The following is a 22,676-nucleotide window of genomic DNA, read 5'->3' on the forward strand; positions in this document are numbered from 1 at the left end:
TTGCGCTGCGTCGAAAAGGTATACCCCGCAACAGAAGACCGAAAGGCTGCCAATGGCTCAATCATCGAACTCGCTGGGCACCGACTTCGACGTGATGACAACGGTGGCCGGGAAGATCGACGTTCTCAACGACGACATCCGGGCCATGCTGCAGACGTTCATCGGCCGCATGTGCAGTGTGCCGCCATCGGTGTGGGGTGGTGTGGCGGCCACCCGGTTCCGTGATGTCGTCGACCGGTGGAACAGCGAGTCACTCAAACTGCACACCGCACTGCAGCGGATCGCCGACACCATCCGCAGCAACGAACAAACGCTGCGCGACGCGGCCGACACCCATTCGCAGCGGCTCGGCGCCGTCGGCGACAACCTCTGATCGGAGAATCTCGTGAACCAAGTCCTGTCTTATGATTTCGGCGAGATCGAATACTCGGTCCGGCAAGAGATCCACACCACGTCGAGCCGGCTGAACGCGGCCTTCGATGATCTGCGGGCGCAGATTGCGCCGCTGCAACAAGTGTGGACCAGGGAAGCGGCCGCGGCATATCAGGTCGAGCAAGCCCGGTGGAACCAGGCCGCGGCCGCGCTCAACGAGATTCTGTTCAACTTGGGTAATGCGGTCCGCGACGGGTCGGACGACGTAGCCGCGACCGATCGCAGCGCCGCCAGCGCGTGGGGGATCTGACACCGCACCCGGAGGAGCCTGTGCGGTCCCGCTCGGAATGGAGAGGCCAAGCGGGACCGCACATTTCCCCGATCCGGCGCAGACCCCTCGTACCTACCTGCGCCGGACGTCTTCTCAGATGACCCGCGAGCGCGTCTGTTCTGGACGCACCTGCTTGATCAGCAGCTGAAATTCGAAGTCGGTTCCGGCGGCTCGTCGCGCGTCGGCCCGACATCGGCGGGCCAGCCGGTGCACATCCTCGGCGGGCGTGTGCGAAGCCACCTCGGCGGTGATGCGCATGACCGGGCGGCCCCGTTCCGTGCGGGTGACGGCCTTGGCCCGCTGCACGGCGGGATGGCGCCCCAGGTCGTCGGCGACCGCGTCGGCGAGCCGATCGAGGTCGACCGCTCCGGCGGCGCCCGTCACCGTGCGAATCGAGCGCGGACGCACGTGCAGCAGCACCAGCCACAGTCCGAGAAGCGCCGCGACCACGCCGCCGACCCCCAACGCCGCGGGCCACCACGGCCATTGCGGTGCACTCGCGAACGCGTCGGCATCGAGCAGGGCGGACGCCTCGCGGGCCACCGGGACGTTGGTGCGGTAGCCGATCAACCATGCGCCTGCCACCAGCAACGCCGCTGCGGCGAAGAACGTGACGAGTCGATCCGCAACGCGGACAACAGTTGTCATGGTGTGTCTCCCTCGGAATGGGCGGTGCGCCACCGCTCGAGCGCATGTTTACGTACCCAGACACCGTCTCCGACAGGCAGATACGCGCGGCGTCGTGGTTTGACGGCGATGACCAGAAGCACCACACCCACGAGGACGGCCAGGATCGCGGCCGGCCACGTCCACCACTGCCATTGGGCGTGCCCGGCCCAGCCGAGCGCGGGAGCGATCCATGCCGTCCCGCCGATCCAGCCGACCTCGATCAGGGCCTCCCTTACCGCGACCACCCCGGCCGCGATCACGGCCAGCCCGACCAGCAGACCGGTGATCGTCGAACCTGCCACGCGACGCGGACCGTACTGCGCACTTTCGCCGATGCCTGTGGTCTCCGCCTCGATCTCGTACGCGTCAGCCACCTGGGCCGGTGTTCTGTCGCTGTCGATCCGGGCGATCCGCACGGCGACGCGCTGCGGGCTTTCCCCGAGGGATGTCGCGAGTTCGCGCGTCACCGCCGTCTCGACATCGCCGAGCACCGTAGCGCCGTCGATCGGCCAGTTCGCGGCGATCTCGACATCCACGACCCGTGACTTCAGCCCACCGTCGACCTGCACGGCGGGAAATGTCCTGCCGGGCACAATTGCGCGGCGACGCACGACCCCGGGTACGGACAGCACCGCATGCTCGATCAGCCGCTGCCGGACGCGATCGCTGATCACGGTCCGACCGCGAAAGGGTTGCGCCACAGGCACTGTCGCAGCCTGTTCGGTTGTCACGGTCAGCTCCTGGGCCGGCGTCCGAGTGCAGTCAGGTCGATCGTCCCGTCGAGGTGGGCACCGATCGCCGCGCCGCCACCGCCCAGAACCAGAGCAAGCAGAAACCCGATCAGACCTCCCGTCACTGCGGCTATCGCCAGGAGCAGGCCCGCGAAAAGGCCGATCACCACGTATTTTTGGTTCATCGTTGAGCTTTCTTGAGAGAGTTTGTGCGACGGCGACGGGCGCGCCGGCGTCGCGCGAGATACGCCGCGAACCGCCCCCGGCAGGTGCGCCGAACCCTAACCGCGGGTTGCCGAGCGCCCTGACCGGGGGCGTCCAGCGCGGCGAGCGCCTCGATCAGCGCCTCGGCGGAGCCGCCGACGTCGGGATGATGTCGTCGCACGACGTCACGGCGGGCACGCCTTCCGGTCACGGCACCGCCGTGACGTCACCGACAACCACGTCGACGGGGACCCGGGCCGCCGTCGAGGCCGCGTCCCGCACCCGATCGGCCGTATCGAGCAGGCCGGCCCGTAGTTCGAGGACGACGTGAACCTGGCCGCGATCGGCGCCGAGGCGGATGCCCCGCACGGTCCGGCCGGGCAGATGCGTCTCGGGCACGCCCGGGCCGAAGTGCAGGCCGATCACCCCGTCCACCGCGGTGACGGCTTCGACCACGCGATCGACGCGTTCAGCGGCCGGTGAAGCTGTGCTCACTTGACGCGGGGCTCGCCGGTGCCGTCGCTGTCGGCGTCATCGTCGTCGGCGAAGTGGACGTCGTGCACGGTGACGTTGACCTCGGTCACCTCGAGTCCGGTCATGTTCTCCACCGCGGAGATGACGTTGCTGCGGATGCCTTCGGCGAGGTCATGGATGGCGACGCCGTACTCGGCCACGATGCCGATGTCGACGGCGGCCTGCCGTTCGCCGACCTCGACACTGACGCCCTGGGTGAGGCTTGGCGAACCCGGCAGCGTCTCACGCAGCTTGCCGACAACCCGTGCCGCCTGGCCGCCGAGGTCGTACACGCCGTCGATTTCACGCGTCGCGATACCGGCGATCTTGGAGACGACGATGTCGGCGATCGTGGTGACGCCATGGCCGGACACTTTCTCGATATCCTTGCCCGGCGCGGCGGTGTTTGCACTGGAGCTAACTTCACGGGTCTGGGTTGCTGTGGTCATCAAGTTCTCCTTCTCACCTAAGTCCCCGGACATTTCGTCCGGCACAATCGGTTCGTCGGGCCGAAGTGCTCGACGCGCACGCAAACGAGACGTAGAACACAGTCTCGGGGGAGGCCGACGGGGGTGGCAGTGGTACTGAGCAGGGACGGACTGCTGGAATGGCTGTCTGACGAAGTGCTCGCCCGCCGCGCTCAGCGCGGCGACCTGGAGGCTTTCGACACTCTCGTGGTGCGCCACGCGCCCGCGCTGCGGCGATTCGTCGCAAACACCTACCCCGACCGGCACGAGTGCGATGACATCGTGCAGGAGACGTTCATCGCGGCATGGAAAGCTCTGCCGACATTTGCGTTCCGGTCGCAGTTCCGCACATGGCTGTATTCGCTGGCATCGCGGAGAACCGTCGATGCCCTGCGCCGGCGCCGGCCCCAGACCGATCTCGACGCCGCGACGGAGACCCCTGACCTAGGACCCGGTCCGGGCCAACGCGCTCTCGACGGCGACTTCATGACGGCGCTCAACCGTGAACTGGCGCGACTGCCGTATCCCGGCCGCGCGGCGTGGTGGTTGCGCGAGGTCTACGACTTGCCGTTGTCGGAGATCGCGACGGTTCTGCACACCACCGAGGGCTCGGTGCGCGGCCATCTGCAGCGCACCCGTAAACGGCTGGCCGAGGCACTTGAGGAGTTCCGCCCATGACGACGTCGAAGCTGTCGATTGGACGCGATGACTGGGCATCGGGCACCGTGTCACGTAAGACTGGAGGTGCGATGGGTAGCACAACCACGGACGATTACGACGCGGTCGCACGGTCGACCGCGTGGATCGCCGATGCCACCCGCAGCCTGGCCGGACTGGGCGCGACACCGGACGATGACCGCGCAATCGATCCCCGTTGGGGCGAAAGTGCTTCAGCCCTCGATCATCTGCGCGCCAGCATCGCCCACCACATCGCGGCGCTGCCGCGCCAGGGGCGGCCGATCCGCAGCGCGCGACCGGGTATCAGCATCTCGCATCTCGCGCTGTCCAAAGTGCTGACCGCGCAGCTCGCCGAACCGGCGGCGGCCGCCTCGGCGGCGGTGGCCGACATCGATGTGCGGGTCGATGCGCAGAAGCTGTCGGCGGTCCACATTCACCTGGTCGCGATCGGAGCCGATCCGCGTGACCACACCTACCTGCACGACGGGGACAGCCTCCGCGACCACGCCGCGGCGGCCATCACCGATCTGCTCGGCGTCACGCCACACATCACCGTCACGTGGGAGGACATCGCCCTGCCGCCCAACGGGTGACGGCCGCCGTCAGCTCACGGAGTCGTTCGACCGGCGGGGTCGCCTGCGGCCACCGCGCGAGGCGTGGGCCTTGGGAGCGTGATCGCCGCGTGAGGTGCTGCGCGGGCGGCGCGAGCCGGACCGTTCGGACCGCTGCGGTGCCTTCGGCTCGGGCCGTGCGGGGGCCTTCGGCTCACCGAAAACCCGCTCGCCCGGGGCGATTTCCCGCAGCACCGGATGATCGAGCCCGTTGACGCGTGTGATGGTCGGCTTCACACCGGCCTTGCGGGTCAGCTGGCGTACGTCGGACACCTGGGCGTCGTGCATGAGCGTCACCACGGTGCCCTCGGCACCCGCGCGGGCGGTGCGGCCGGACCGGTGCAGATACGCCTTGTGCTCGACGGGCGGGTCGGCGTGCACCACGAGACTCACGTCGTCGACGTGGATGCCGCGCGCGGCGATGTCGGTGGCGACCAGCACGGTGGCGCTGCCGTCGGAGAACGCGGTGAGGTTACGGGTCCGGGCGTTCTGCGACAGGTTCCCGTGCAGCTCGACAGCCGAGATGCCGCGCGAATTCAGTTGGCGGGTGAGGTTTTTCGCCCCGTGCTTGGTGCGCGCGAACACGATCGTGCGGCCCGGAGCCGCAGCCAGGTCGGCGACGACGTTGACCCGCGCGGAGTTGTCGACGTGCAGCACGTGGTGAACCATCGCGCTGACGGGCGATTGCGCGGAATCCACACTGTGCACCACCGGATCGTGCAGATAACGCTTGACCAGGACATCGACCCCGGCGTCGAGCGTCGCCGAGAACAGCAGGCGCTGACCACGTTTCGGGGTGCGGTCCAGCAGCCGCTTGACGCCGGGCAGGAAGCCGAGATCGGCCATGTGGTCGGCCTCGTCGAGCACGGTGATCTCGACGGCCGACAGATCGGCGTGGCCGGATTTCACATGGTCTTCCAGCCGGCCGGGGCACGCGATGACGATGTCGACGCCGCGCCGCAGCGCAGCGATCTGCGGGCCGGGGCCGACGCCGCCGAAGATGTTGACCGAGCTGAGTCCGGTCGCTTTGGCGAGCGCGGTGAGCGACGCCTCGATCTGGGTGACCAGTTCACGGGTCGGCGCGAGGATCAGGGCGCGTGGCCGGCCGGGCGCGGGCCGGGTCCGGGTCGCCGACAGGCGTGCGACGAGGGGAAGCAGGAACGCATAGGTCTTGCCGGACCCGGTGCGGCCCCGGCCGAGCACGTCACGGCCGGTCAGCGAATCCGGCAGGGTCGCGGCCTGGATCGGGAATGGGGCCTCGATGCCATTGGCGGCGAGGGTGGCGACGATCTCGGCGGGCAGGCCGAGGTCGGCAAAGGTCATTTGCGCAGACAAAAGAGAACTCCGAAAAGTAGATAGGCGGTCGTCCTGCCCGGCGCGGGTGACATCCCGCGGCGCTCGGTTGACGATCGAGATCGCGGCAGAGGCAGAACAGGCAAGCCGCGTGACCCGACTATACCGGTAGCGAGCCTGTTTACCCGCCTCGGAACGGCCGGCCGTTACCCGCGTCACACCGCCGTCAACTATTCTGGCGGGCACGCGTAAAGCCAGCTGAGAGGCTCTGCGCTCAGGAGCGTGATCGTCGTGGCCACATCGAAGAGCGCAGGTGGGCGGGTAATGACCCGGCTCCCACCTGCGAAGGTGCGTGCCGTGCACAGCCTTTTCGTCGAAGGCCAGGTCGACGCGGCGTATCTGGAGTCCACACCGCTGCGCAAGGTCGTGGTCGAGAGTTGGCGGCGCAGCCTCGCGACCGGCGTCGACCCCGACCGCGGTGGTCAGACGGCAGCTGCCGTCGCGGCACTCGCCCAGCTGCGCGAATCACATCCACTTGCGCCGACGCTGCCGCTGATCCGGCGCCTGCTGGTCGACGACGCCGTCGATTCCGGCGTGGTCGTCGCGGTCAGCGCGGCCGACGGCACCCTGCTGTGGGTCGAGGGCGACCGCGTCGCGTGCCGCAAGGCCGAGGCGATGAACTTCGTGCCGGGAACGGACTGGAGCGAGCGCACCGCCGGGACCAACGCGCCCGGCACCGCACTGGCGCTCGACCGTGAGCTGCAGATACGCGGATCAGAGCACTTCTCCCGCGTCGTGCATCCGTGGAGCTGTACGGCCGTGCCCGTGCACGATCCGGCCACCGGGGCGCTGCTGGGCGCCATCGACCTGACCGGCGGTTCGGCCGTCGCCTCCACACAAACCCTCGCGCTCGTGCGGGCCACTGCCGTCGCGGTCGAGAATCAACTGGCGCTGCTTCAGCTGACCCGCCCGGTGCCCTCCGCGGAGGGAGCGCGCCTGACCGTGCTGGGCGCCGACCGCCCGCGCTGGCAGGTCACCGACGACGACGGGCATGCCCGCTCGAGCGTGCTGACCGGACGGCACGCCGACATCCTCGTGCTGCTCATCCGCCACCCCGAGGGGCTGTCGGCCGACCATCTCGCGATGCTGCTCGACGACAAGGATCTCGACGTCGTCACCATCCGCGCCGAGATGTCCCGGCTTCGCCGTGTCATCGGATCGCACTACATCGCCTCGCGTCCGTACCGACTGCTCGCACCGGTCGCCAGCGATATGGGCGACGTGTTCGACGGGCTGCAGGCCGGCAACGTCCCCGCCGCGCTCTCGGCCTACACCGGCGCGTTGCTGCCCCAATCGGTGTCGCCCGCGATCGGGCGCCTACGCACTGAACTGACCGCGAGCCTGCGCGAGGCCGTGCTGGCGCAATCCGCCCGTGGAAACCTCGCGCTGCTGCGCAAATGGCTGCAATTGCCGGACGGCCGCGACGACCGGCACGCCTGGCGCATGCTGCACGACCACGCCCAAGCCGATCCGGTCGCCCGCGCACAGGCCCGTGGCCACCTCGCCGGACTCGACTCCGAACTGGGCTAGTACGGAATTCTCGGGTTGCACGGAGCGTGCAACCGTGCTGCAACCTCTCACTGCCTACCTTGAGTGACGACCGACACATTTCGTCGTCCGAACGCAGGAGAATGCCATGACTGTTTACGCACGTCCGGGCGCTGAAGGCGCCCTGATGTCGTTCGAGGCCCGTTACGACAACTACATCGGCGGCGAATGGGTCGCGCCCGTCGACGGCCGGTATTTCGAGAACCCCACGCCGGTGACGGGTCAGGTGTTCTGTGAGGTGGCCAGGTCCAGCGAGGCCGATGTCGAGAAGGCGTTGGACGCCGCGCATGCGGCGGCGCCGGCCTGGGGCAAGACCGCGCCTGCCGAGCGCGCGGTGATCCTCAACAAGATCGCCGATCGCATCGAGGAGAATCTGGAGTCGATCGCGCTGGCGGAGTCGTGGGACAACGGCAAGCCGATCCGCGAGACCCTCAATGCCGACATTCCGTTGGCCATCGACCATTTCCGTTACTTCGCCGGTGTGTTGCGGGCTCAGGAAGGCTCGCTGTCGCAGATCGATGAAGACACTGTGGCGTACCACTTCCATGAGCCGTTGGGTGTGGTGGGCCAGATCATTCCGTGGAACTTCCCGATTCTGATGGCGGTGTGGAAGCTGGCTCCGGCGCTGGCCGCGGGTAATGCGGTGGTGCTCAAGCCCGCCGAGCAGACCCCGGCTTCGGTGCTGTACCTGTTCAGTCTGATCGGTGACCTGTTGCCCGCGGGTGTGGTGAACATCGTCAACGGGTTCGGGGTGGAGGCGGGCAAGCCGCTGGCATCGTCGAATCGGATCGCCAAGATCGCGTTCACCGGTGAGACCACGACGGGCCGGTTGATCATGCAGTACGCGAGCCAGAACCTCATCCCGGTCACCTTGGAACTCGGTGGAAAGTCACCGAACATCTTCTTCTCCAACGTCCTTGCCGCAGCTGATGATTACCAGGACAAGGCCCTTGAGGGCTTCACGATGTTCGCCCTGAACCAGGGTGAGGTGTGCACGTGCCCGTCGCGGTCGCTGATCCAGGCCGACATCTATGACGAGTTCCTGGAGCTGGCCGCGATCCGCACCAAGGCGGTGCGCCAGGGCGATCCGCTCGACACCGAGACCATGATCGGTGCCCAGGCCTCCAACGACCAGCTGGAGAAGATCCTGTCCTACATCGAGATCGGCAAAACCGAAGGCGCCAAGCTCATCACGGGTGGCGAGCGGGCGCAGCTCGGTGGCGACCTCAACGGCGGCTACTACGTCGCGCCGACAATCTTCACGGGCAACAACAAGATGCGGATCTTCCAGGAGGAGATCTTCGGCCCCGTCGTGGCCGTCACGTCGTTCACCGACTACGACGACGCCATCAATATCGCCAACGACACCCTCTACGGCCTCGGCGCCGGTGTCTGGTCGCGCGATGGCAACACCGCCTACCGTGCCGGTCGTGACATCAAGGCCGGCCGCGTGTGGACCAACTGCTACCACCAGTACCCGGCGCACGCCGCGTTCGGTGGGTACAAGCAGTCGGGCATCGGCCGCGAGAACCACAAGATGATGCTCGACCACTACCAGCAGACCAAGAACCTGCTCGTCAGCTACAGCAACAAGGCGCTCGGGTTCTTCTGACAAGCAGCCGATAGCTCGAACGTGAGCTTGTGTGCGAGATACCCCGCAAAATTCGCACACAAGCTCACGTTCGCGACCTGAAAGGCAAGGAATGACTTCACTGCCGCTGGCGACAGCGCAGAAAGTGCTCGACGCCGCGATCTCCAAGGCGGACGAGATCGGTCAGCCGATGAACATCGCCGTCGTCGACGACGGTGGTCATCTGGTCGCGTTCGTGCGCATGGACGGCGCCATCAAGGCCAGCATCGACATCTCGATTCGCAAGGCGCGCACCTCGGTGATGATGAACCTGCCCACGAGCGCACTCACAACGGTGTGCCAACCGGGCGGCGAACTCTACGGCCTGGAACAGACCGCGGGCGGGCTCGTGGTGTTCGGCGGCGGGATCCTGCTTGAGGCCGACGGCGAGGTGATCGGCGCGATCGGTGTCAGCGCCGGCAGCGTCGAGCAGGACGTGGCCGTGGCCGAGGCGGGTGTGGCGGCGCTCTAACGAGCTTCGGCGAGAACGCAGTCGCCGCAGTAACCGCCGCCCGGCACTTGGTAGAACAGGCAGCAGTTGCGCCGCCGGAACTGCCCGGTGGCGAACTCGGCCGCGTCGAGCAGGGGAGCGGTCGCGATGAGCGCCGCGACCAGCGCACGGCCCCGCCGCTCGGCGTCGGCCTGCGTCTGCGCGAGCACGGTCACCGCGCCGTTGGCGGCCGATGCCACGTTGCCCCACAACACCTGTGGGGACAACGCGGCCGCCGAGCGCATGGTGTCGTTCAACGGCGTGAAGACGTCGGTGATGACGGTTTCGGCGATGGCCCGCGCGGCCTGGTGTGGATCGGTCACCCTGACCCAGTCGGCTCGTGTCATCGCGAGCGCCGGCCGGTGTGACGAATCGCGTTGCCATTTCACGGTTTCGGTCGTCAATCGCGGGACCGCGGCCAGGCAGACAGCCGCCCCGACGACCGGGGACAACAGCCGCGCGGCGATCGAGAGGTGCAACGAGGATGCCGCGGCCTTGAGCGGCACCGCCGATTCCGCGACACCCATCGACGACGCGATCGCCGCTTGCGTGCGCCTCGTGTAATCGCGCATCGCGGTATCGGTCAGCAGCGTGCTGATCGGCAACCACCCGCCGTCGGCGACCGGCAGGGCGAAGAACTCACCAAGCTCGGCAACCTCACGCAGCAATGCCGCCGTATCGTCCATCGTCCGCACAGGCTAGCGCCGCCGCCGCGGGCAGGCACACCCCGACCGTCTTCCCGGCGTTCACTTCGACACCGGGGCTGTGGTTTTCGGGTTCGGGCCGCCGAATCGCAGCCATGGTGTCGAACTGAACGCCAGGGAGTGCGACCGGTACGTGGCTACCGAGCGCGATCGAGCCTCTGACCTGCGGCGCAACGGTCATGCAACGTGATGCAGCGCACAATCAAGGGTCGACGGCAGTGTCACAGTTGGGAGCAGTGCATGACAGAACCGATCCTCGATCCCTCGGTGGATTACCCGCTGAGTCTCAATCGCAAGGACTTGCTCTTCACGCCCAACGGCAAGCCGATCGACGGCATCACGATGGATGCGGTGATGTCGGGTGATGTCGAAGCCTCAGATTTGCGGATCACGCCGCAGACCCTGCGTCTGCAGGCTCAGATCGCCGAGAAGGTGGGGCGCAAGCAACTCGGCGCGAACCTGCGCCGCGCCGCGGAGATGACGGCCATCAGCGACGAGCGGGTGCTGCAGATCTACAACGCGCTGCGGCCCAACGCATCTACCAAGGCCGAGCTCGATTCGATTGCCGACGAGTTGGAGACGCAGTACGGCGCGACACTTCTGGCCGGGCTCGTCCGTGAAGCCGCCGACGTCTACGAGCGTCGCGACATCCTGGCCACCAGCGAATAGGAGACGACGTGACGGCAGTATCGCCCGGGTCGGTATCGGCCCAGACGACCCAGAAGCGGCAGTCGGAGCGGACGAAGGTTCTGGAGGACCGTCCGGTCAACCTCGACGGATTCGTCGAGGAGTGGCCAGAAGTCGGCATGGTCGCGCTGGACAGCGCGTTCGATCCGGAGCCGAGTGTGCGTGTCGTCGACGGCGTGATCGTCGAGATGGACGGCCGGGCCCGCGCCGACTTCGACTTCATCGACCAGTTCATCGCCGACCACGCGATCGACGTGGCGACCACCGAACAGTCGATGGCGATCCCGGCGGTCGAGATCGCCCGCATGCTGGTCGATCCGCACGTGACCCGCGACGAGGTGATCGCGGTGACGGGCGGCCTGACCCCGGGCAAGCTGCTCGAAGTCATGAAGACGATGAACATCGTCGAGATCATGATGGGCATCCAGAAGATGCGTGCCCGCCGCACCCCGGCCAACCAGGCGCACTGCACCAGTGCCCGCGACAATCCACTGCAGGTCGCGTGCGAGGCCGCGGAGGCGTCGCTGCGCGGATTCTCGGAAGTGGAAACGACTTTGGGCGTGGTTCGCTACGCCCCGCTGGTCGCGATGGCGCTACAGATCGGCAGCCAGGTCGGCACCGGCGGGCCGCTGACCCAGTGCGCGCTCGAAGAGGCCACCGAGCTCGAGCTGGGCATGCGCGGCATCACGGCCTACGCCGAGACCATCTCGGTGTACGGCACCGAGTCGGTGTTCGTCGACGGTGACGACACGCCGTGGTCGAAGGCTTTCCTCGCCGCGGCGTACGCGTCGCGTGGCATCAAGATGCGGTTCACGTCCGGAACCGGGTCCGAGGTGCAGATGGGCAACGCCGAGGGGCGGTCCATGCTGTACCTGGAGATCCGGTGCATCCTCGTCGCGAAAGGTGCAGGCGTGCAAGGCCTGCAGAACGGCTCGATCTCGTGCATCGGCGTACCGGGCGCGGTGCCGGCGGGCATCCGGGCCGTGGCCGCCGAGAACCTCGTCGCGTCGGCCGTCGATCTCGAATGCGCGTCGGGCAACGACCAGTCGTTCTCGCATTCCCCGATGCGGCGTACGGCCCGGTTGTTGCCGCAGATGATGCCGGGCACCGACTTCATCACGTCCGGCTACTCGGCAACACCGAACTACGACAACATGTTCGCCGGGTCCAACGTCGACGCCGAGGATTTCGACGACTTCAACACGATCCAGCGCGACCTGCAGATCGACGGCGGTCTGCGCCACGTCAACGAGGCCGAGATCCTGGCGGTGCGCCGCCGCGCGGGCAAGGCTCTGCAGGCGGTGTTCCGTTACCTCGACCTGCCGGCGATCTCCGATGCCGAGATCGAGGCCGCCGTCTACGCGCACGGCAGTCGCGAGCTCATCCCGCGCGACGTGCTCGAAGACCTCAAGGGTGCCCAGCAGGTGATGGACCGCAACGTGACAGGTCTCGACCTCGTGAAGGCGCTCGAATCGACAGGCTTCTCCGACATCGCCGAGAATCTGCTCGCGGTTCTGCGGCAACGGGTTTCGGGCGATCTGCTGCACACCTCGGCGATCATGACACGCGACCTCAAACCGCTGTCGGCGGTCAACGACCGCAACGACTACGCGGGCCCCGGCACCGGCTACCGCCCGTCCGGCGCGCGCTGGGAGGAGATGAAGCGGTTGCGTCACGTCACGAGTGCCGAGAATCCGGAATTGGAGGTGGAGTGAAATGTCCGACAGAACACTCGCTTTCACCGGTGAGACGACCGCTGAGCCGGGCAAGCGTTCCGACGAGGTGGTGGTGGCGATCTCGCCTGCCTTCGCCGACTTCTTCAGCCAGACCATCATCGGCTTGTCGCATGCCGACGTGATCCGCCAGATCCTGGCGGGCATCGAGGAGCAGGAGGTCGGTGCCCGGTGTATCCGCGTGCGGCACAGCAGCGATCTGGCGGTGGTCGCGCACACCGCGGCCAAGCTGTCGGGCTCGGGCATCGGCATCGGCATCCTGTCGCGCGGTACGTCGATGATCCACCAGCGTGACCTGCCACGGTTGTCGAGCTTGGAGCTGTTTCCGCAGAGCCCGCTCATGACGCTGGAGACCTACCGCAGCATCGGCTCGAACGCCGCGCAGTATGCGAAAGGCGAGTCACCCGAACCGGTTCCGACGCTCAACGACCAGATGGCCCGGCCGCGCTGGCAGGCAAAGGCGGCGCTGCTGCACCTCAAGGAGACCGAGCAGATCCGCAAGAACGCCAAGCCCGTCGAGGTGATCCCGCAATTCTCCGAGGCCGTGGCGAACTGATGACCCGTGCCGTTGTCGGCGTCGACATCGGTAACTCGACGACGGAGGCCAGCGCCGCGACCATCGCACCCGACGGAACGGTGCGGTTCTGCGGTGCGGCGCTCACGCCGACGACGGGAATCAAGGGCACGCCGAAGAATGTCGACGGGGTGGCCGCCGCGGTGGCCCGCGCGCTCGACGTCGCAGGCCTGGCGTTCGCCGACCTCAATGTCGTCCTGCTCAACGAGGCCACGCCGGTCATCAGCGGGCTGGCGATGGAGACCATCACCGAGACGATCATCACCGAGTCGACGATGATCGGCCATGATCCACGCACGCCTGGCGGCCGCGGGCTCGGCGTGGGCATCACCGTCGCGTTCGACGACCTCGCCGAAATCGCCACGGACGCGGGCACGATCGTGGTCGTGCCCAAAGGCGTCGACTTCGAAGTCGCGGCCCGCGCCATCAACGCCGCCACGCAGCGCGGGGTTCGCGTGACGGGGGCGATCCTCGGCAACGACGACGCCGTGCTGGTGGTCAACCGGCTCGACGCGGTGATCCCGGTCATCGACGAGGTGTCGCGCATCGACGCGGTGCCGCTGGGCATGCTCGCGGCGGTCGAGGTCGCCGGGCCCGGCCAGTCGATCCGCACGCTGTCCAACGCCTACGGGCTGGCCACGATCTTCGAGCTCGACGCGGCCGCCACCCGAGTGGTCTCGCCGGTCGCGCGGGCGCTGACGGGCAACCGCTCGGCGGTCGTGGTGCGTACACCCGCCGGTGACGTCGCCGATCGGACGATCCCGGCGGGCGCCCTGGAGCTGACCGGTGAGCGCAAACGGGCGACCGTGGACGTGTCGCGCGGTGCGGTCGAGATCATGGCCGCGGTCGAGCGCGTCAGCCCGCTGGCCGATGTGACGGGCGAAGCGGGCACCAACACCGGGGGCATGATCGCCAACGTGCGTCAGAGCATGGCCGATCTGTCCAACCACGCGGTCGCCGACGTGCACATACAAGATCTGCTCGCGGTGGACACCTTTGTGCCGCAGGAGGTGCGGGGCGGGGTCGCGGGCGAGGTCGCGCTGGAGAACGCCGTGGCACTGGCGGCCATGGTGCGCACGAAGGAAAGCGGTATGCGGGCCGTGGCCGACGCCGTACGGCAGCGGCTGCAAGCCTCGGGTGCCGGCGATGTCGAGGTCGTGGTCGGCGGGGTCGAGGCCGAGATGGCGGCGCTGGGTGCCCTCACGACGCCGGGTACCGACAAGCCGCTCGTCGTGCTCGATCTCGGTGGCGGTTCGACCGATGCGGCCCTGATCGAGCCCGCCGGCGACATCGACGCGGTGCATCTGGCCGGGGCGGGCGATCTCGTCACCAAGCTGATCGACGCCGAACTCGGCCTCGACAACCTCGAGCTGGCCGAGGACATCAAACGGTTCCCGCTCGGAAAGGCCGAGAGCTTCTTTCACGTCCGGCTCGAGAACGGCACGGTGCAATTCTTCGAGAAACCCTTGCCGGCAACGGCGTTCGCCCGGGTGGTGACGCTGGCCGAGCACAGTATGAGCCCGATACCGACGCGTCATTCGATCGACCGGATCAGGGTCGTGCGCCGCGCCGCGAAGGAACGCGTCTTCGTCGTCAATGCCCTGCGGGCGTTGCGCACCATCGCGCCAGGCGGCGATCTGCGCCAGATCGGGTTCGTGGTGCTGCTGGGCGGCTGTGCACTCGACTTCGAGATCCCCGAGCTCATCGCCGACGCGCTCGCGCCGTACGGGATCGTCTGCGGCACAGGGAACGTCCGGGGCAGCGAGGGACCGCGTAACGCGGTGGCCACCGGGCTCGTGGCCTCGCACGCGCAGTTGGTGGGGTCCGGAGTTGGTGCGTAACAGCGGGCAACCCGACCGGCCCGCCATCGTGGTGTTGAGCGCGGCCGGCGGTGGTGTGATCGAGCGCGAGGTTCTTGCGGGCATCGAGGAGGAGGGCGTCCCGCACTCGTTGCTGCCCGCGGGTCTTGACGCGGTCGCGGCCGATCTCGCGCGACACGCGTCAGCGCGGTCACCGCTGCGGGTGGGCGTCGGTCTCGACGCCACCGGCGAGGTCTGCGTGCATCATGAGCAGTTGGCGGAACCGTTGCCGGACTTGGGCTCTGGCGGCACGGCGGACGCCGAGACGGCCCGCACACTCGGGCACAACGCGGCCCGCATCGTGGTCGGTCTGCCGCTGAAGCGGCAAAACCGGTTCGGCAAATAACGCTGTTTGGGTGGACACAACGCCCATGGGGAGCGATACTCTCTAATCAAAGGTTGAGTTTCAGACCTTTAGGCGCACTAGGGGAGTGAGAGCCGAGCGTTGAAAGCCTGGTAACCGGGTGCCGAAAGGTTGGTTACCGCTTTCTGGTCAGTCTCCGGCTGGCGGATGTCGATCGCAAAAGCATTGGAAAACAAGGGAGTTTGCCATGGCGGGTGTGGAAGAGCACCTGGAAAGTGCAGATTATCTGCAGAAGCGCCAATTGAAATCCGGCACAGCGGGCTGGGTCCTGCTGGCCGGGCTCGGCGTCAGCTATGTGGTGTCCGGTGACTACTCGGGCTGGAACTTCGGCCTCGCCGAAGGCGGCTTCGGCGGGCTGGCGATCGCCGCGGTGATCATCGCCGGCATGTACCTGGCGCTGGTGCTGGGTATGGCCGAACTGTCCTCGGCGCTGCCTGCCGCCGGCGGTGGCTACACGTTCGCCCGTCGCGCGCTCGGCCCATGGGGCGGGTTCGCGACCGGTACCGCGATCCTCATCGAATACGCGATCGCCCCCGCGGCCATCGCGACCTTTATCGGGGCATACGTCGAGTCGCTGGGGCTGTTCGGTATCACGAGCGGCTGGTGGGTCTACCTCGCCGCATACGCCCTGTTCATCGGCATCCACCTGGCCGGTGTCGGCGAGGCGCTCAAGGTGATGTTCGTGATCACCGCCATCGCGCTCGTCGGCCTGTTGGTGTTCTCCATCGCCGCGCTCGGCCATTTCGACGTCGCCAACCTGACCAACATCGCGGTGGACGAGAGCGCGGCGGGATCGTCCGCCTTCCTGCCGCACGGCTACCTCGGCATCTGGGCCGCGATCCCGTTCGCCATCTGGTTCTTCCTGGCGATCGAGGGCGTGCCGCTCGCGGCCGAGGAAACCGCGAACCCTGAGCGCAATGTCCCGCGCGGCATCATCGCCGGCATGGCCGTCCTGCTGGTCACCTGTGTGGCGGTGTTGTTCCTGACCACCGGCGCGGGCGGTGCCGAGGAGATGTCGGATTCGGGTAACCCGTTGGTCGAGGCGCTGGGCGACGGCACGGCCGCCAAGGTCGTCAACTACATCGGCCTGGCTGGCCTGATCGCGAGCTTCTTCTCGATCATCTACGCCTACTCGCGTCAGCTGTTCGCGCTGTCGCGGGCCGGCTATCTGCCAAAGGTGCTGTCGGTGACCAACTCTCGCAAGGCACCGACGCTGGCGCTGATCATCCCCGGCGTCATCGGTTTCATCCTGTCACTGACCGGCCAGGGCGCGCTGCTGCTCAACATGGCGGTGTTCGGCGCCGCGGTGAGCTACGTGCTGATGATGGTCAGCCACATCGTGCTGCGGCGTCGCGAACCCGACATGCCGCGTCCGTACCGCACGCCGGGCGGGGCGGTCACCACCGGATTCGCACTCGTCGTCGCGGTCCTGGCGGTCATCGCCACGTTCCTGGTCGATCGCGTCGCGGCGGGCTGGTGCCTGGCGGTGTTCGCGGCGTTCATGGTCTATTTCGCCGTGTACAGCCGCCACCGCCTGGTGGCCAACTCGCCAGATGAGGAATTCGCAGTACTGGCCAAAGCGGAGAGTGAACTGAAGTGAAGTACCGGCAGCAGGTTTCGGGGGTGACCTACACCTTCGACGGACTCGTCGAGGTGATGGCCAAGGCCACCCCGTTGCGCTCGGGCGATCAACTCGCCGGGTGCGCAGCCGAACACGATGGCGAGCGGGCCGCGGCGGCCTGGGTGCTCGCGGACCTGCCGCTGGACACGTTCCTCAACGAAGAGGTGGTGCCGTACGACACCGACGAGGTGACCCGGCTGATCTTCGACAGCCATGACCGCCAAGCCTTTTCGCCGGTGTCGCACCTGACGGTCGGCGGGTTCCGGGACTGGCTGTTGGAGACCGCCTCGCACGATCACAGTGCCGAGCAGTTCGCCGCCGTCGCACCGGGTTTGACCCCGGAGATGGTGGCGGCGGTCAGCAAGATCATGCGCAATCAGGATCTGATCGCAGTATCGGCGGCCGCGCAGGTCACCGCGGCGCTGCGCACCACGATCGGCGCCCCCGGCACGCTGGCCACCCGGCTGCAGCCCAACCATCCGACCGACGATCCCCGCGGCATCGCCGCCGCGGTGCTCGACGGGCTGCTGCTGGGCTGCGGCGACGCCGTCATCGGGATCAACCCGGCGACCGATTCGCCGCAGGCCACCGCCGACCTGCTGTACCTGCTCGACTCGATCCGCACGCGCTACGACATCCCCGCGCAGTCGTGCGTGCTGTCGCACATCACCACCACGATCGGGCTGATCGAGGCGGGTGCACCGGTGGACCTGGTGTTCCAGTCGATCGCCGGGACCGAGGGCGCCAACACCGCGTTCGGGGTGAACCTGCAGTTGCTGCGGGAAGGCCGGGACGCGGCCCGCTCGCTCAACCGCGGCACGGTCGGCGACAACGTCATGTACCTGGAGACGGGCCAGGGCTCGGCGTTGAGTTCGGGCGCCCATCTCGGCGTGGGCGGCAAGCCCGTCGATCAGCAGACCCTGGAGACCCGCGCCTACGCGGTGGCGCGTGACCTGCAGCCGTTGCTGGTCAACACCGTCGTCGGCTTCATCGGCCCCGAGTACCTCTACGACGGCAAGCAGATCATCCGCGCCGGGCTCGAAGACCACTTCTGCGGCAAGCTGCTCGGCCTGCCGATGGGCGTCGACGTCTGCTACACCAACCACGCCGAGGCCGACCAGAACGACATGGACACGCTGCTGACATTGTTGGCCGCGGCCGGCGTCGCATTCGTGATCACCGTTCCTGGTGCCGACGACGTGATGCTCGGCTACCAGAGCCTGTCGTTCCACGATGTGCTCGTGACCCGGCGCACGCTCGGGCTGCGGCCCGCGCCGGAGTTCGAATCGTGGCTGCGCAGTGTGGGAATGGTCGACGACACCGGCCGGTTGACGCCCTTCGACCTGGAGCGTTCGGTGTTGCGGTCGTTGACCTCGGCGGAGGCGATGTGAGCACGAACAACCCTGCCGTCCAAGACTTTTGGGATGAGCTACGTAAGACCACCCAGGCCAGGATCGGCCTTGGCCGAGCCGGTAATGCGTTGCCGACCCGTCAGGTGCTCGAGCTGGCCGCGGCCCACGCCGCCGCACGCGATGCCGTTCACGTACCGCTCGACACCGAGAAGCTGGCCGCCGAGATCCGCGACATCGGGATCGGCGAGCCGATCGTGGTGACGAGCCGCGCGACGTCACGCGACGAGTACCTGCGCAGGCCCGATCTCGGCCGGACGCCCGCAGCGGACATGGACGTGCCCGAGTCCGGGGCCGACATCGGCTTCGTGCTTGCCGACGGGCTGTCGCCGACCGCGCTGAGCCACCACGGTGCGGGGCTGCTGACCGAATTGGTCGCGCGACTCGCCGACCGCCACACCCTGGCCCCGCCGGTGATCGCCACGCAGGCCAGGGTGGCGCTCGGTGACCACATCGCAGCCCAGATGCGCTGTCGGACGGTGCTCGTGATCATCGGGGAGCGGCCCGGCCTGAGCGTGGCTGACAGTCTCGGCATCTATCTGACCCACCTGCCGATGCCGGGCCGTACCGATGCCGACCGCAACTGCATCTCTAACATCCACCCGCCGGACGGGCTCGGCTACGCCGAGGCCGCGCGTATCGCGGCGGGCCTGGTCGACGGCGTGCTGGCACTGGGCCGCTCCGGCGTCGACCTCAAGGACACCTCACGCACGGCCGCGCTCGGGCCGAGCGGTGCCACCGAATTGGAGTGACCGCAGCGCCGAACGTGAACAAGATTGCGCGTTTTCCCCAGAATCTCGCGATCTTGTTCACGCTCGGCGCTTGGCTGGCCGTAACTGAAGGGCAGAATGACGGGGTGGATCCTCAGCTCGCCGACAGCATCGACCGCCGCATCATCGATCAGTTACGCATCGACGGCCGAAGGTCTTTCGGTGAGATCGGCCGGTACGTGGGGCTCAGTGAAGCAGCTGTGCGTTCTCGGTACAACAGGTTGCGAAAGCTTGGGATCGTCCAGGTTGTCGGCATGTCGGATGCGCCCAAACTGGGCGAGATCGAGGCACATATCTCGATCCAGGTTCGCGGCGTGACAGTGGACAGCGTCGCGCGCCAGCTTGCAGCGCACCCCGAGGTCAAATTCGTCGGCGCGGCGCTGGGTGCGTTCGACCTCATGCTCGACGTCCGCTGCGCAGACAACAATCACCTGTCACAGTTTCTGCACGAAACAGTACGGCGCATCCGGGGAATCGAACGGCTCGAGACGGCTACCGTCCTGGAGGTCCTCGAGGACAGTTACCTGTGGGCGGGTTTTCGCGAGGCCACGAACCGTCAGGCCGGTGCCGTCGAGCCCTGCCCGACGCCGCCGCGTAAACCCAACCACGAGTAGTCCTTGAACAGCTCGGTGAGCACGTAGAGGTCCATGATGGCAACGCCGGGAATGCGCCGGACATCATCGAGAAGCGCGCGCACCTGGGTGAGGTCTCGGCAGGTGGCCTCCACGTAGACATCGCGCGCACCGGTGCACAATGCGACGTGATTGACGAGCGGCATCGAAGTGAGTGCGACGGCGACGGAGCGCGGTGTGTGGTCACGCACGGCGAGCATCAGCCGTAACGATTGATGGCCGAGGGTCAGCGGATTACACAGCGCGACAATGTGCAACGCTTCCTGCTCTTGGAGTTTGGCGACACGGCCGCGCACGGTCGCCTCGCTCACCTCCAGCTCTGCCGCGATGGATGTGAAGGTCCGGCGCCCATCGCGGCCGAGCATCGCGATTATTGCGCGATCCGTCTCATCGAACATGTCAGCCTCTCGCCGAGGATATCCTCCGTGTCGGCTAACTGTCGGGGCAACTCCGTCCGATTGCCAGCGCCTCGGAGATCATGGCTGCGTTGTCGGCTGCGCTCCCCGCGGAATCACATGTCACGTCCTCGAGCCCGATCCGCGCCTCCACACCGTCTTCGACCGCGGCGCGCAGCACAGGCCACGCCGTACCGTCCTGTCCGTGGTAGAGGATCGAACACGTCGCGCCGGCGTCGCGGAGAATCGCGGCGATCTGTCTGCACTCGGCGATCGCCTGGTCCGGGTCCGCAGTCTCGGGCTCGATGAGGATCCGGACGTTCTGATGCAGTGTCGGTGAGGACAGCAGGCTCGGTACATCGTCGATGGACCAGACCGCGCTCTCCAGCACGACGCCTCGGGATACCAACAGTTGCGCGGCCTCGGCGGCTCCCTCCTCGGAGAATGCGACCGACGCGAAGTCGGGGAGTGCGCCGTCGGGCCAACCGGCAACATGGCGCATGCGTTCGTCATGACCGGAACACGTCCACAGCCCGGTCGTCGTGCCGATGATCACCGAGGTGTCCGTGGCCCGGACAGCACGCACCATCGCGCCGATATCGTCGGGGTGGATGCTTTGTCCACCATCGGCGGTGCGCGCGTGAGCATGGACCACCGCTGCGCCCAGTGAGATGGCCCGTGAGGCATCTGTCGCGATCTCCTCCGGGGTCAGTGGCACCGTCGGCGCCTCCGCGCGGGAACGCCCGCCGTTGATCGCGGCTTTCAAAAACATCTCGCAAGCTCCTTGTCGACGTTGTCCTTCGTCCCTCGTCACTGCTGGCGCAGGTCCAAAAGGGCTTTCGTCGCGCCCGTTTCCTCCCCGAGCCGCGCACCTGCCCGGATTCGATCGATGAGTGCGGGTTCCTCCGCATCGTCTTGCAGCGCAACGTCGATCACCTGCGCGAGTACGGCGGCGGCGCCGATGAAAACCCCGTTCACGTCAGCCAGTACGACATCGCCCGAACTGACAGCCACTCCGCCGATGGAGACAGCTACGTGATGGCCGCCGGCGTCGATGCCGTGCAGCTTGGTGGTCAACATGCTGCGGCCGTAGGCGTATACCGGTATCCCAAGCTCGGCGATTTCGTCGACATCGGTGACGACGCCGTCGACGACGATCCCACGTGCGCCGCGCGCTGCCGCAGTGGCGGCGATGACGAGACCGACCGGGGCGTGGCGCCTGTCGCCGCCGGTGTCGATCACGAGTACGTCACCCGGCTCCAGGTAACCGGCCGCATGATGCAACATCGTCGAGTCGGTAGCGGTCGTGCGAACGGTTACCGCCCGGCCCACGACCCGGCCGGATCCCGCCTGACGCACGAGTGACGGATCGACGAAGCCTTCTTCGAGGTAGTGCCCGAGCGTCGGGAACGAGACTCGCTCGAGCTTGCCGACGAGCGACGGATCCAGCCGCGGGGGAGCGGAATTGAAGGTGATCGGTGTCATCACGAGGTCACCGTCATCGTGAGCTCGATACGCCGGTTGTCGAGTGCCGGCAAGACGCTGCGAACAGCCTGGGTCCGCGCGGTCGAAATCTCGACGGTGACCACGGCCTCCGGTTCGTCGCCGAGTGCCGCCTTCACCACCCCGAGCGGATCGACCACCAGCGAATCGCCGATGCACGCGGACGAAATGGTGCCCGCAGCCGCGACCCAGACGGTGTTCTCGATTGCACGGGCACGCACCAACGTTTCCCAATGGTCTGCCTTGCGGTGCCCCGACATCCATGCGGCTGACACCGAAATGAGTTCAGCGCCTTGCGAGATCAAGTGGCGAGTGAGTTCTGGGAACCGAAGGTCGTAACAGTTCACCAGTCCGATGCGCAATCCCGCGAGGTCGACTACCGGCGGCAACGTGGGGCCCGGTGTCACGTAGTCGGATTCGCGATACGCAAACGCGTCATACAGGTGCAGCTTGCGGTAGCGGGTGAGGACGTCACCGCCCGAATCCACCGCGACGAGTGTGTTGTTGGGGCGAGAGGTTCCGTTCGGCTCATAGCCACCCGCGATGATGGCGATGTCGTGACTTTCGGCGAGACCGGAAAGGTGCGCCTCGAAAAGGGGCCACTGCAGGTCGACCAGCTCGGAGAGCCGGTGATCGAGACCGTCGACGCTGAGCATCGCCTCCTCGGGGAAAACGATCACGTCAGCGCTGTCTGCGGCGGCGTGGGCGGTGAGTCGGTCGATGGCGGCGAGGTTCGCCGTCGTGTCGGTGGTGGGGCCGAACTGCGCGATGGCAACACGCATGACCACTCCTTTCTAGACGATGAAGGTGGTTGAACCGCTTCCAGAT

Annotated in this window: 27 protein-coding genes; 16 read left to right on the forward strand and 11 right to left on the reverse strand. The window is 67.2% G+C overall.

All coding sequences use genetic code 11. The features are described 5' to 3' along the window. Nucleotides 1-52 precede the first annotated feature (52 nt). Both AWC31_RS25120 and AWC31_RS25125 read left to right on the forward strand, forming a co-directional pair. A complete protein-coding gene (locus AWC31_RS25120) occupies nucleotides 53-373 on the forward strand; it encodes a WXG100 family type VII secretion target (protein WP_085146622.1) in 321 nt (106 codons plus the stop codon). Between the two features lie 12 nt (nucleotides 374-385). Beyond that, nucleotides 386-682, forward strand: a complete 297-nt coding sequence (locus AWC31_RS25125; protein WP_067842485.1) for a WXG100 family type VII secretion target — start codon at nucleotides 386-388, stop codon at nucleotides 680-682. Between the two features lie 114 nt (nucleotides 683-796). On the opposite strand, the gene AWC31_RS25130 is transcribed toward AWC31_RS25125, so the two are convergent. From AWC31_RS25130 to AWC31_RS25155, 5 genes are all read right to left on the reverse strand, one after another. Continuing rightward, a complete protein-coding gene (locus tag AWC31_RS25130; RefSeq protein ID WP_085146623.1) occupies nucleotides 797-1,351 on the reverse strand; it encodes a hypothetical protein in 555 nt (184 codons plus the stop codon). Next, nucleotides 1,348-2,046: a hypothetical protein gene (locus AWC31_RS25135; RefSeq protein ID WP_085146625.1), complete on the reverse strand. Its 699-nt coding sequence runs from the start codon at nucleotides 2,044-2,046 to the stop codon at nucleotides 1,348-1,350. The genes AWC31_RS25130 and AWC31_RS25135 overlap by 4 nt, the downstream gene beginning before the upstream one ends. Nucleotides 2,047-2,105: 59 nt before the next feature. Next, nucleotides 2,106-2,288: a hypothetical protein gene (locus AWC31_RS25140; RefSeq protein WP_067842498.1), complete on the reverse strand. Its 183-nt coding sequence runs from the start codon at nucleotides 2,286-2,288 to the stop codon at nucleotides 2,106-2,108. A gap of 226 nt (nucleotides 2,289-2,514) precedes the next feature. Then, a complete protein-coding gene (locus tag AWC31_RS25150) occupies nucleotides 2,515-2,802 on the reverse strand; it encodes a hypothetical protein (protein ID WP_085146629.1) in 288 nt (95 codons plus the stop codon). Then, nucleotides 2,799-3,269 carry an Asp23/Gls24 family envelope stress response protein gene (locus tag AWC31_RS25155; protein WP_085146631.1) on the reverse strand — a complete coding sequence of 157 codons (471 nt, stop codon included), beginning with the start codon at nucleotides 3,267-3,269 and terminating at the stop codon, nucleotides 2,799-2,801. Before AWC31_RS25155 ends, AWC31_RS25150 begins: the two co-directional genes overlap by 4 nt. Before the next feature lie 135 nt (nucleotides 3,270-3,404). On the opposite strand from AWC31_RS25155, the gene AWC31_RS25160 reads away from it, so the two are divergent. Both AWC31_RS25160 and AWC31_RS25165 read left to right on the forward strand, forming a co-directional pair. After that, the gene (locus AWC31_RS25160; RefSeq protein ID WP_110775284.1) at nucleotides 3,405-3,965 is read left to right on the forward strand and encodes an RNA polymerase sigma factor; all 561 of its coding nucleotides are present in this window, start codon (nucleotides 3,405-3,407) and stop codon (nucleotides 3,963-3,965) included. Nucleotides 3,966-4,036: 71 nt separating this feature from the next. After that, the gene (locus AWC31_RS25165) at nucleotides 4,037-4,558 is read left to right on the forward strand and encodes a hypothetical protein (RefSeq protein ID WP_085147301.1); all 522 of its coding nucleotides are present in this window, start codon (nucleotides 4,037-4,039) and stop codon (nucleotides 4,556-4,558) included. Between the two features lie 9 nt (nucleotides 4,559-4,567). On the opposite strand, the gene AWC31_RS25170 is transcribed toward AWC31_RS25165, so the two are convergent. Next, nucleotides 4,568-5,899 carry a DEAD/DEAH box helicase gene (locus tag AWC31_RS25170; protein WP_198538766.1) on the reverse strand — a complete coding sequence of 444 codons (1,332 nt, stop codon included), beginning with the start codon at nucleotides 5,897-5,899 and terminating at the stop codon, nucleotides 4,568-4,570. A gap of 294 nt (nucleotides 5,900-6,193) precedes the next feature. Between AWC31_RS25170 and AWC31_RS25175 the strand changes: the two genes are divergently transcribed. From AWC31_RS25175 to AWC31_RS25185, 3 genes are all read left to right on the forward strand, one after another. Further along, a complete protein-coding gene (locus AWC31_RS25175; RefSeq protein ID WP_085146635.1) occupies nucleotides 6,194-7,459 on the forward strand; it encodes a helix-turn-helix domain-containing protein in 1,266 nt (421 codons plus the stop codon). A 106-nt stretch (nucleotides 7,460-7,565) separates the two neighbouring features. Then, entirely contained in the window at nucleotides 7,566-9,089 is a 1,524-nt protein-coding gene (adh, locus tag AWC31_RS25180) for an aldehyde dehydrogenase (protein ID WP_085146637.1), read from the forward strand. Nucleotides 9,090-9,180: 91 nt separating this feature from the next. Beyond that, complete coding sequence (locus tag AWC31_RS25185) at nucleotides 9,181-9,579, forward strand: GlcG/HbpS family heme-binding protein (RefSeq protein ID WP_067842516.1); 399 nt, start codon at nucleotides 9,181-9,183, stop codon at nucleotides 9,577-9,579. Here the strand turns inward: AWC31_RS25185 and AWC31_RS25190 are convergent. Further along, nucleotides 9,576-10,283 carry a (2Fe-2S)-binding protein gene (locus AWC31_RS25190; protein ID WP_085146639.1) on the reverse strand — a complete coding sequence of 236 codons (708 nt, stop codon included), beginning with the start codon at nucleotides 10,281-10,283 and terminating at the stop codon, nucleotides 9,576-9,578. The two genes, AWC31_RS25185 and AWC31_RS25190, sit on opposite strands and share 4 nt — an antisense overlap. 258 nt (nucleotides 10,284-10,541) lie before the next feature. Here AWC31_RS25190 and AWC31_RS25200 point away from each other — a divergent pair, with 258 nt between their 5' ends. The 9 genes from AWC31_RS25200 to AWC31_RS25240 all read left to right on the forward strand — a co-directional run bounded on the left by AWC31_RS25200 (nucleotide 10,542) and on the right by AWC31_RS25240 (nucleotide 19,932). Continuing rightward, entirely contained in the window at nucleotides 10,542-10,970 is a 429-nt protein-coding gene (locus AWC31_RS25200) for a diol dehydratase small subunit (protein ID WP_085146641.1), read from the forward strand. A gap of 8 nt (nucleotides 10,971-10,978) precedes the next feature. Beyond that, nucleotides 10,979-12,703 carry a propanediol/glycerol family dehydratase large subunit gene (locus tag AWC31_RS25205; protein ID WP_085146642.1) on the forward strand — a complete coding sequence of 575 codons (1,725 nt, stop codon included), beginning with the start codon at nucleotides 10,979-10,981 and terminating at the stop codon, nucleotides 12,701-12,703. A 1-nt stretch (nucleotide 12,704) separates the two neighbouring features. Continuing rightward, entirely contained in the window at nucleotides 12,705-13,277 is a 573-nt protein-coding gene (locus tag AWC31_RS25210) for a propanediol/glycerol family dehydratase medium subunit (protein WP_085146643.1), read from the forward strand. Further along, nucleotides 13,277-15,136, forward strand: a complete 1,860-nt coding sequence (locus AWC31_RS25215) for a diol dehydratase reactivase subunit alpha (protein WP_085146644.1) — start codon at nucleotides 13,277-13,279, stop codon at nucleotides 15,134-15,136. The genes AWC31_RS25210 and AWC31_RS25215 overlap by 1 nt, the downstream gene beginning before the upstream one ends. Next, nucleotides 15,129-15,500: a glycerol dehydratase reactivase beta/small subunit family protein gene (locus AWC31_RS25220; protein ID WP_234816991.1), complete on the forward strand. Its 372-nt coding sequence runs from the start codon at nucleotides 15,129-15,131 to the stop codon at nucleotides 15,498-15,500. The genes AWC31_RS25215 and AWC31_RS25220 overlap by 8 nt, the downstream gene beginning before the upstream one ends. A gap of 205 nt (nucleotides 15,501-15,705) precedes the next feature. After that, nucleotides 15,706-17,118 (forward strand): ethanolamine permease, encoded by a 1,413-nt coding sequence (gene eat, locus AWC31_RS25225; protein ID WP_067842536.1) that lies wholly within the window; start codon nucleotides 15,706-15,708, stop codon nucleotides 17,116-17,118. Continuing rightward, the gene (locus tag AWC31_RS25230) at nucleotides 17,115-18,530 is read left to right on the forward strand and encodes an ethanolamine ammonia-lyase subunit EutB (RefSeq protein ID WP_085146645.1); all 1,416 of its coding nucleotides are present in this window, start codon (nucleotides 17,115-17,117) and stop codon (nucleotides 18,528-18,530) included. Before eat ends, AWC31_RS25230 begins: the two co-directional genes overlap by 4 nt. Further along, complete coding sequence (eutC, locus tag AWC31_RS25235) at nucleotides 18,527-19,300, forward strand: ethanolamine ammonia-lyase subunit EutC (RefSeq protein WP_085146646.1); 774 nt, start codon at nucleotides 18,527-18,529, stop codon at nucleotides 19,298-19,300. Before AWC31_RS25230 ends, eutC begins: the two co-directional genes overlap by 4 nt. Next, nucleotides 19,297-19,932, forward strand: a complete 636-nt coding sequence (locus AWC31_RS25240; protein WP_207626426.1) for an Lrp/AsnC family transcriptional regulator — start codon at nucleotides 19,297-19,299, stop codon at nucleotides 19,930-19,932. The genes eutC and AWC31_RS25240 overlap by 4 nt, the downstream gene beginning before the upstream one ends. Here AWC31_RS25240 and AWC31_RS25245 read toward each other — a convergent pair. From AWC31_RS25245 to AWC31_RS25260, 4 genes are read right to left on the reverse strand one after another with little or no spacing between them, the layout of a single operon-like run. Next, the gene (locus AWC31_RS25245; protein WP_085146647.1) at nucleotides 19,875-20,348 is read right to left on the reverse strand and encodes an Lrp/AsnC family transcriptional regulator; all 474 of its coding nucleotides are present in this window, start codon (nucleotides 20,346-20,348) and stop codon (nucleotides 19,875-19,877) included. The two genes, AWC31_RS25240 and AWC31_RS25245, sit on opposite strands and share 58 nt — an antisense overlap. A gap of 34 nt (nucleotides 20,349-20,382) precedes the next feature. Next, entirely contained in the window at nucleotides 20,383-21,117 is a 735-nt protein-coding gene (locus AWC31_RS25250) for a 3-keto-5-aminohexanoate cleavage protein (protein ID WP_085146649.1), read from the reverse strand. A gap of 38 nt (nucleotides 21,118-21,155) precedes the next feature. Beyond that, a complete protein-coding gene (locus AWC31_RS25255) occupies nucleotides 21,156-21,830 on the reverse strand; it encodes an RraA family protein (protein ID WP_085146651.1) in 675 nt (224 codons plus the stop codon). After that, entirely contained in the window at nucleotides 21,830-22,630 is an 801-nt protein-coding gene (locus tag AWC31_RS25260) for a carbon-nitrogen hydrolase family protein (protein WP_085147303.1), read from the reverse strand. Before AWC31_RS25260 ends, AWC31_RS25255 begins: the two co-directional genes overlap by 1 nt. Between the last annotated feature and the right edge of the window lie 46 nt (nucleotides 22,631-22,676).

The sequence above is a fragment of the Mycolicibacterium wolinskyi genome (assembly GCF_002101965.1).
GTDB lineage: Bacteria > Actinomycetota > Actinomycetes > Mycobacteriales > Mycobacteriaceae > Mycobacterium > Mycobacterium wolinskyi.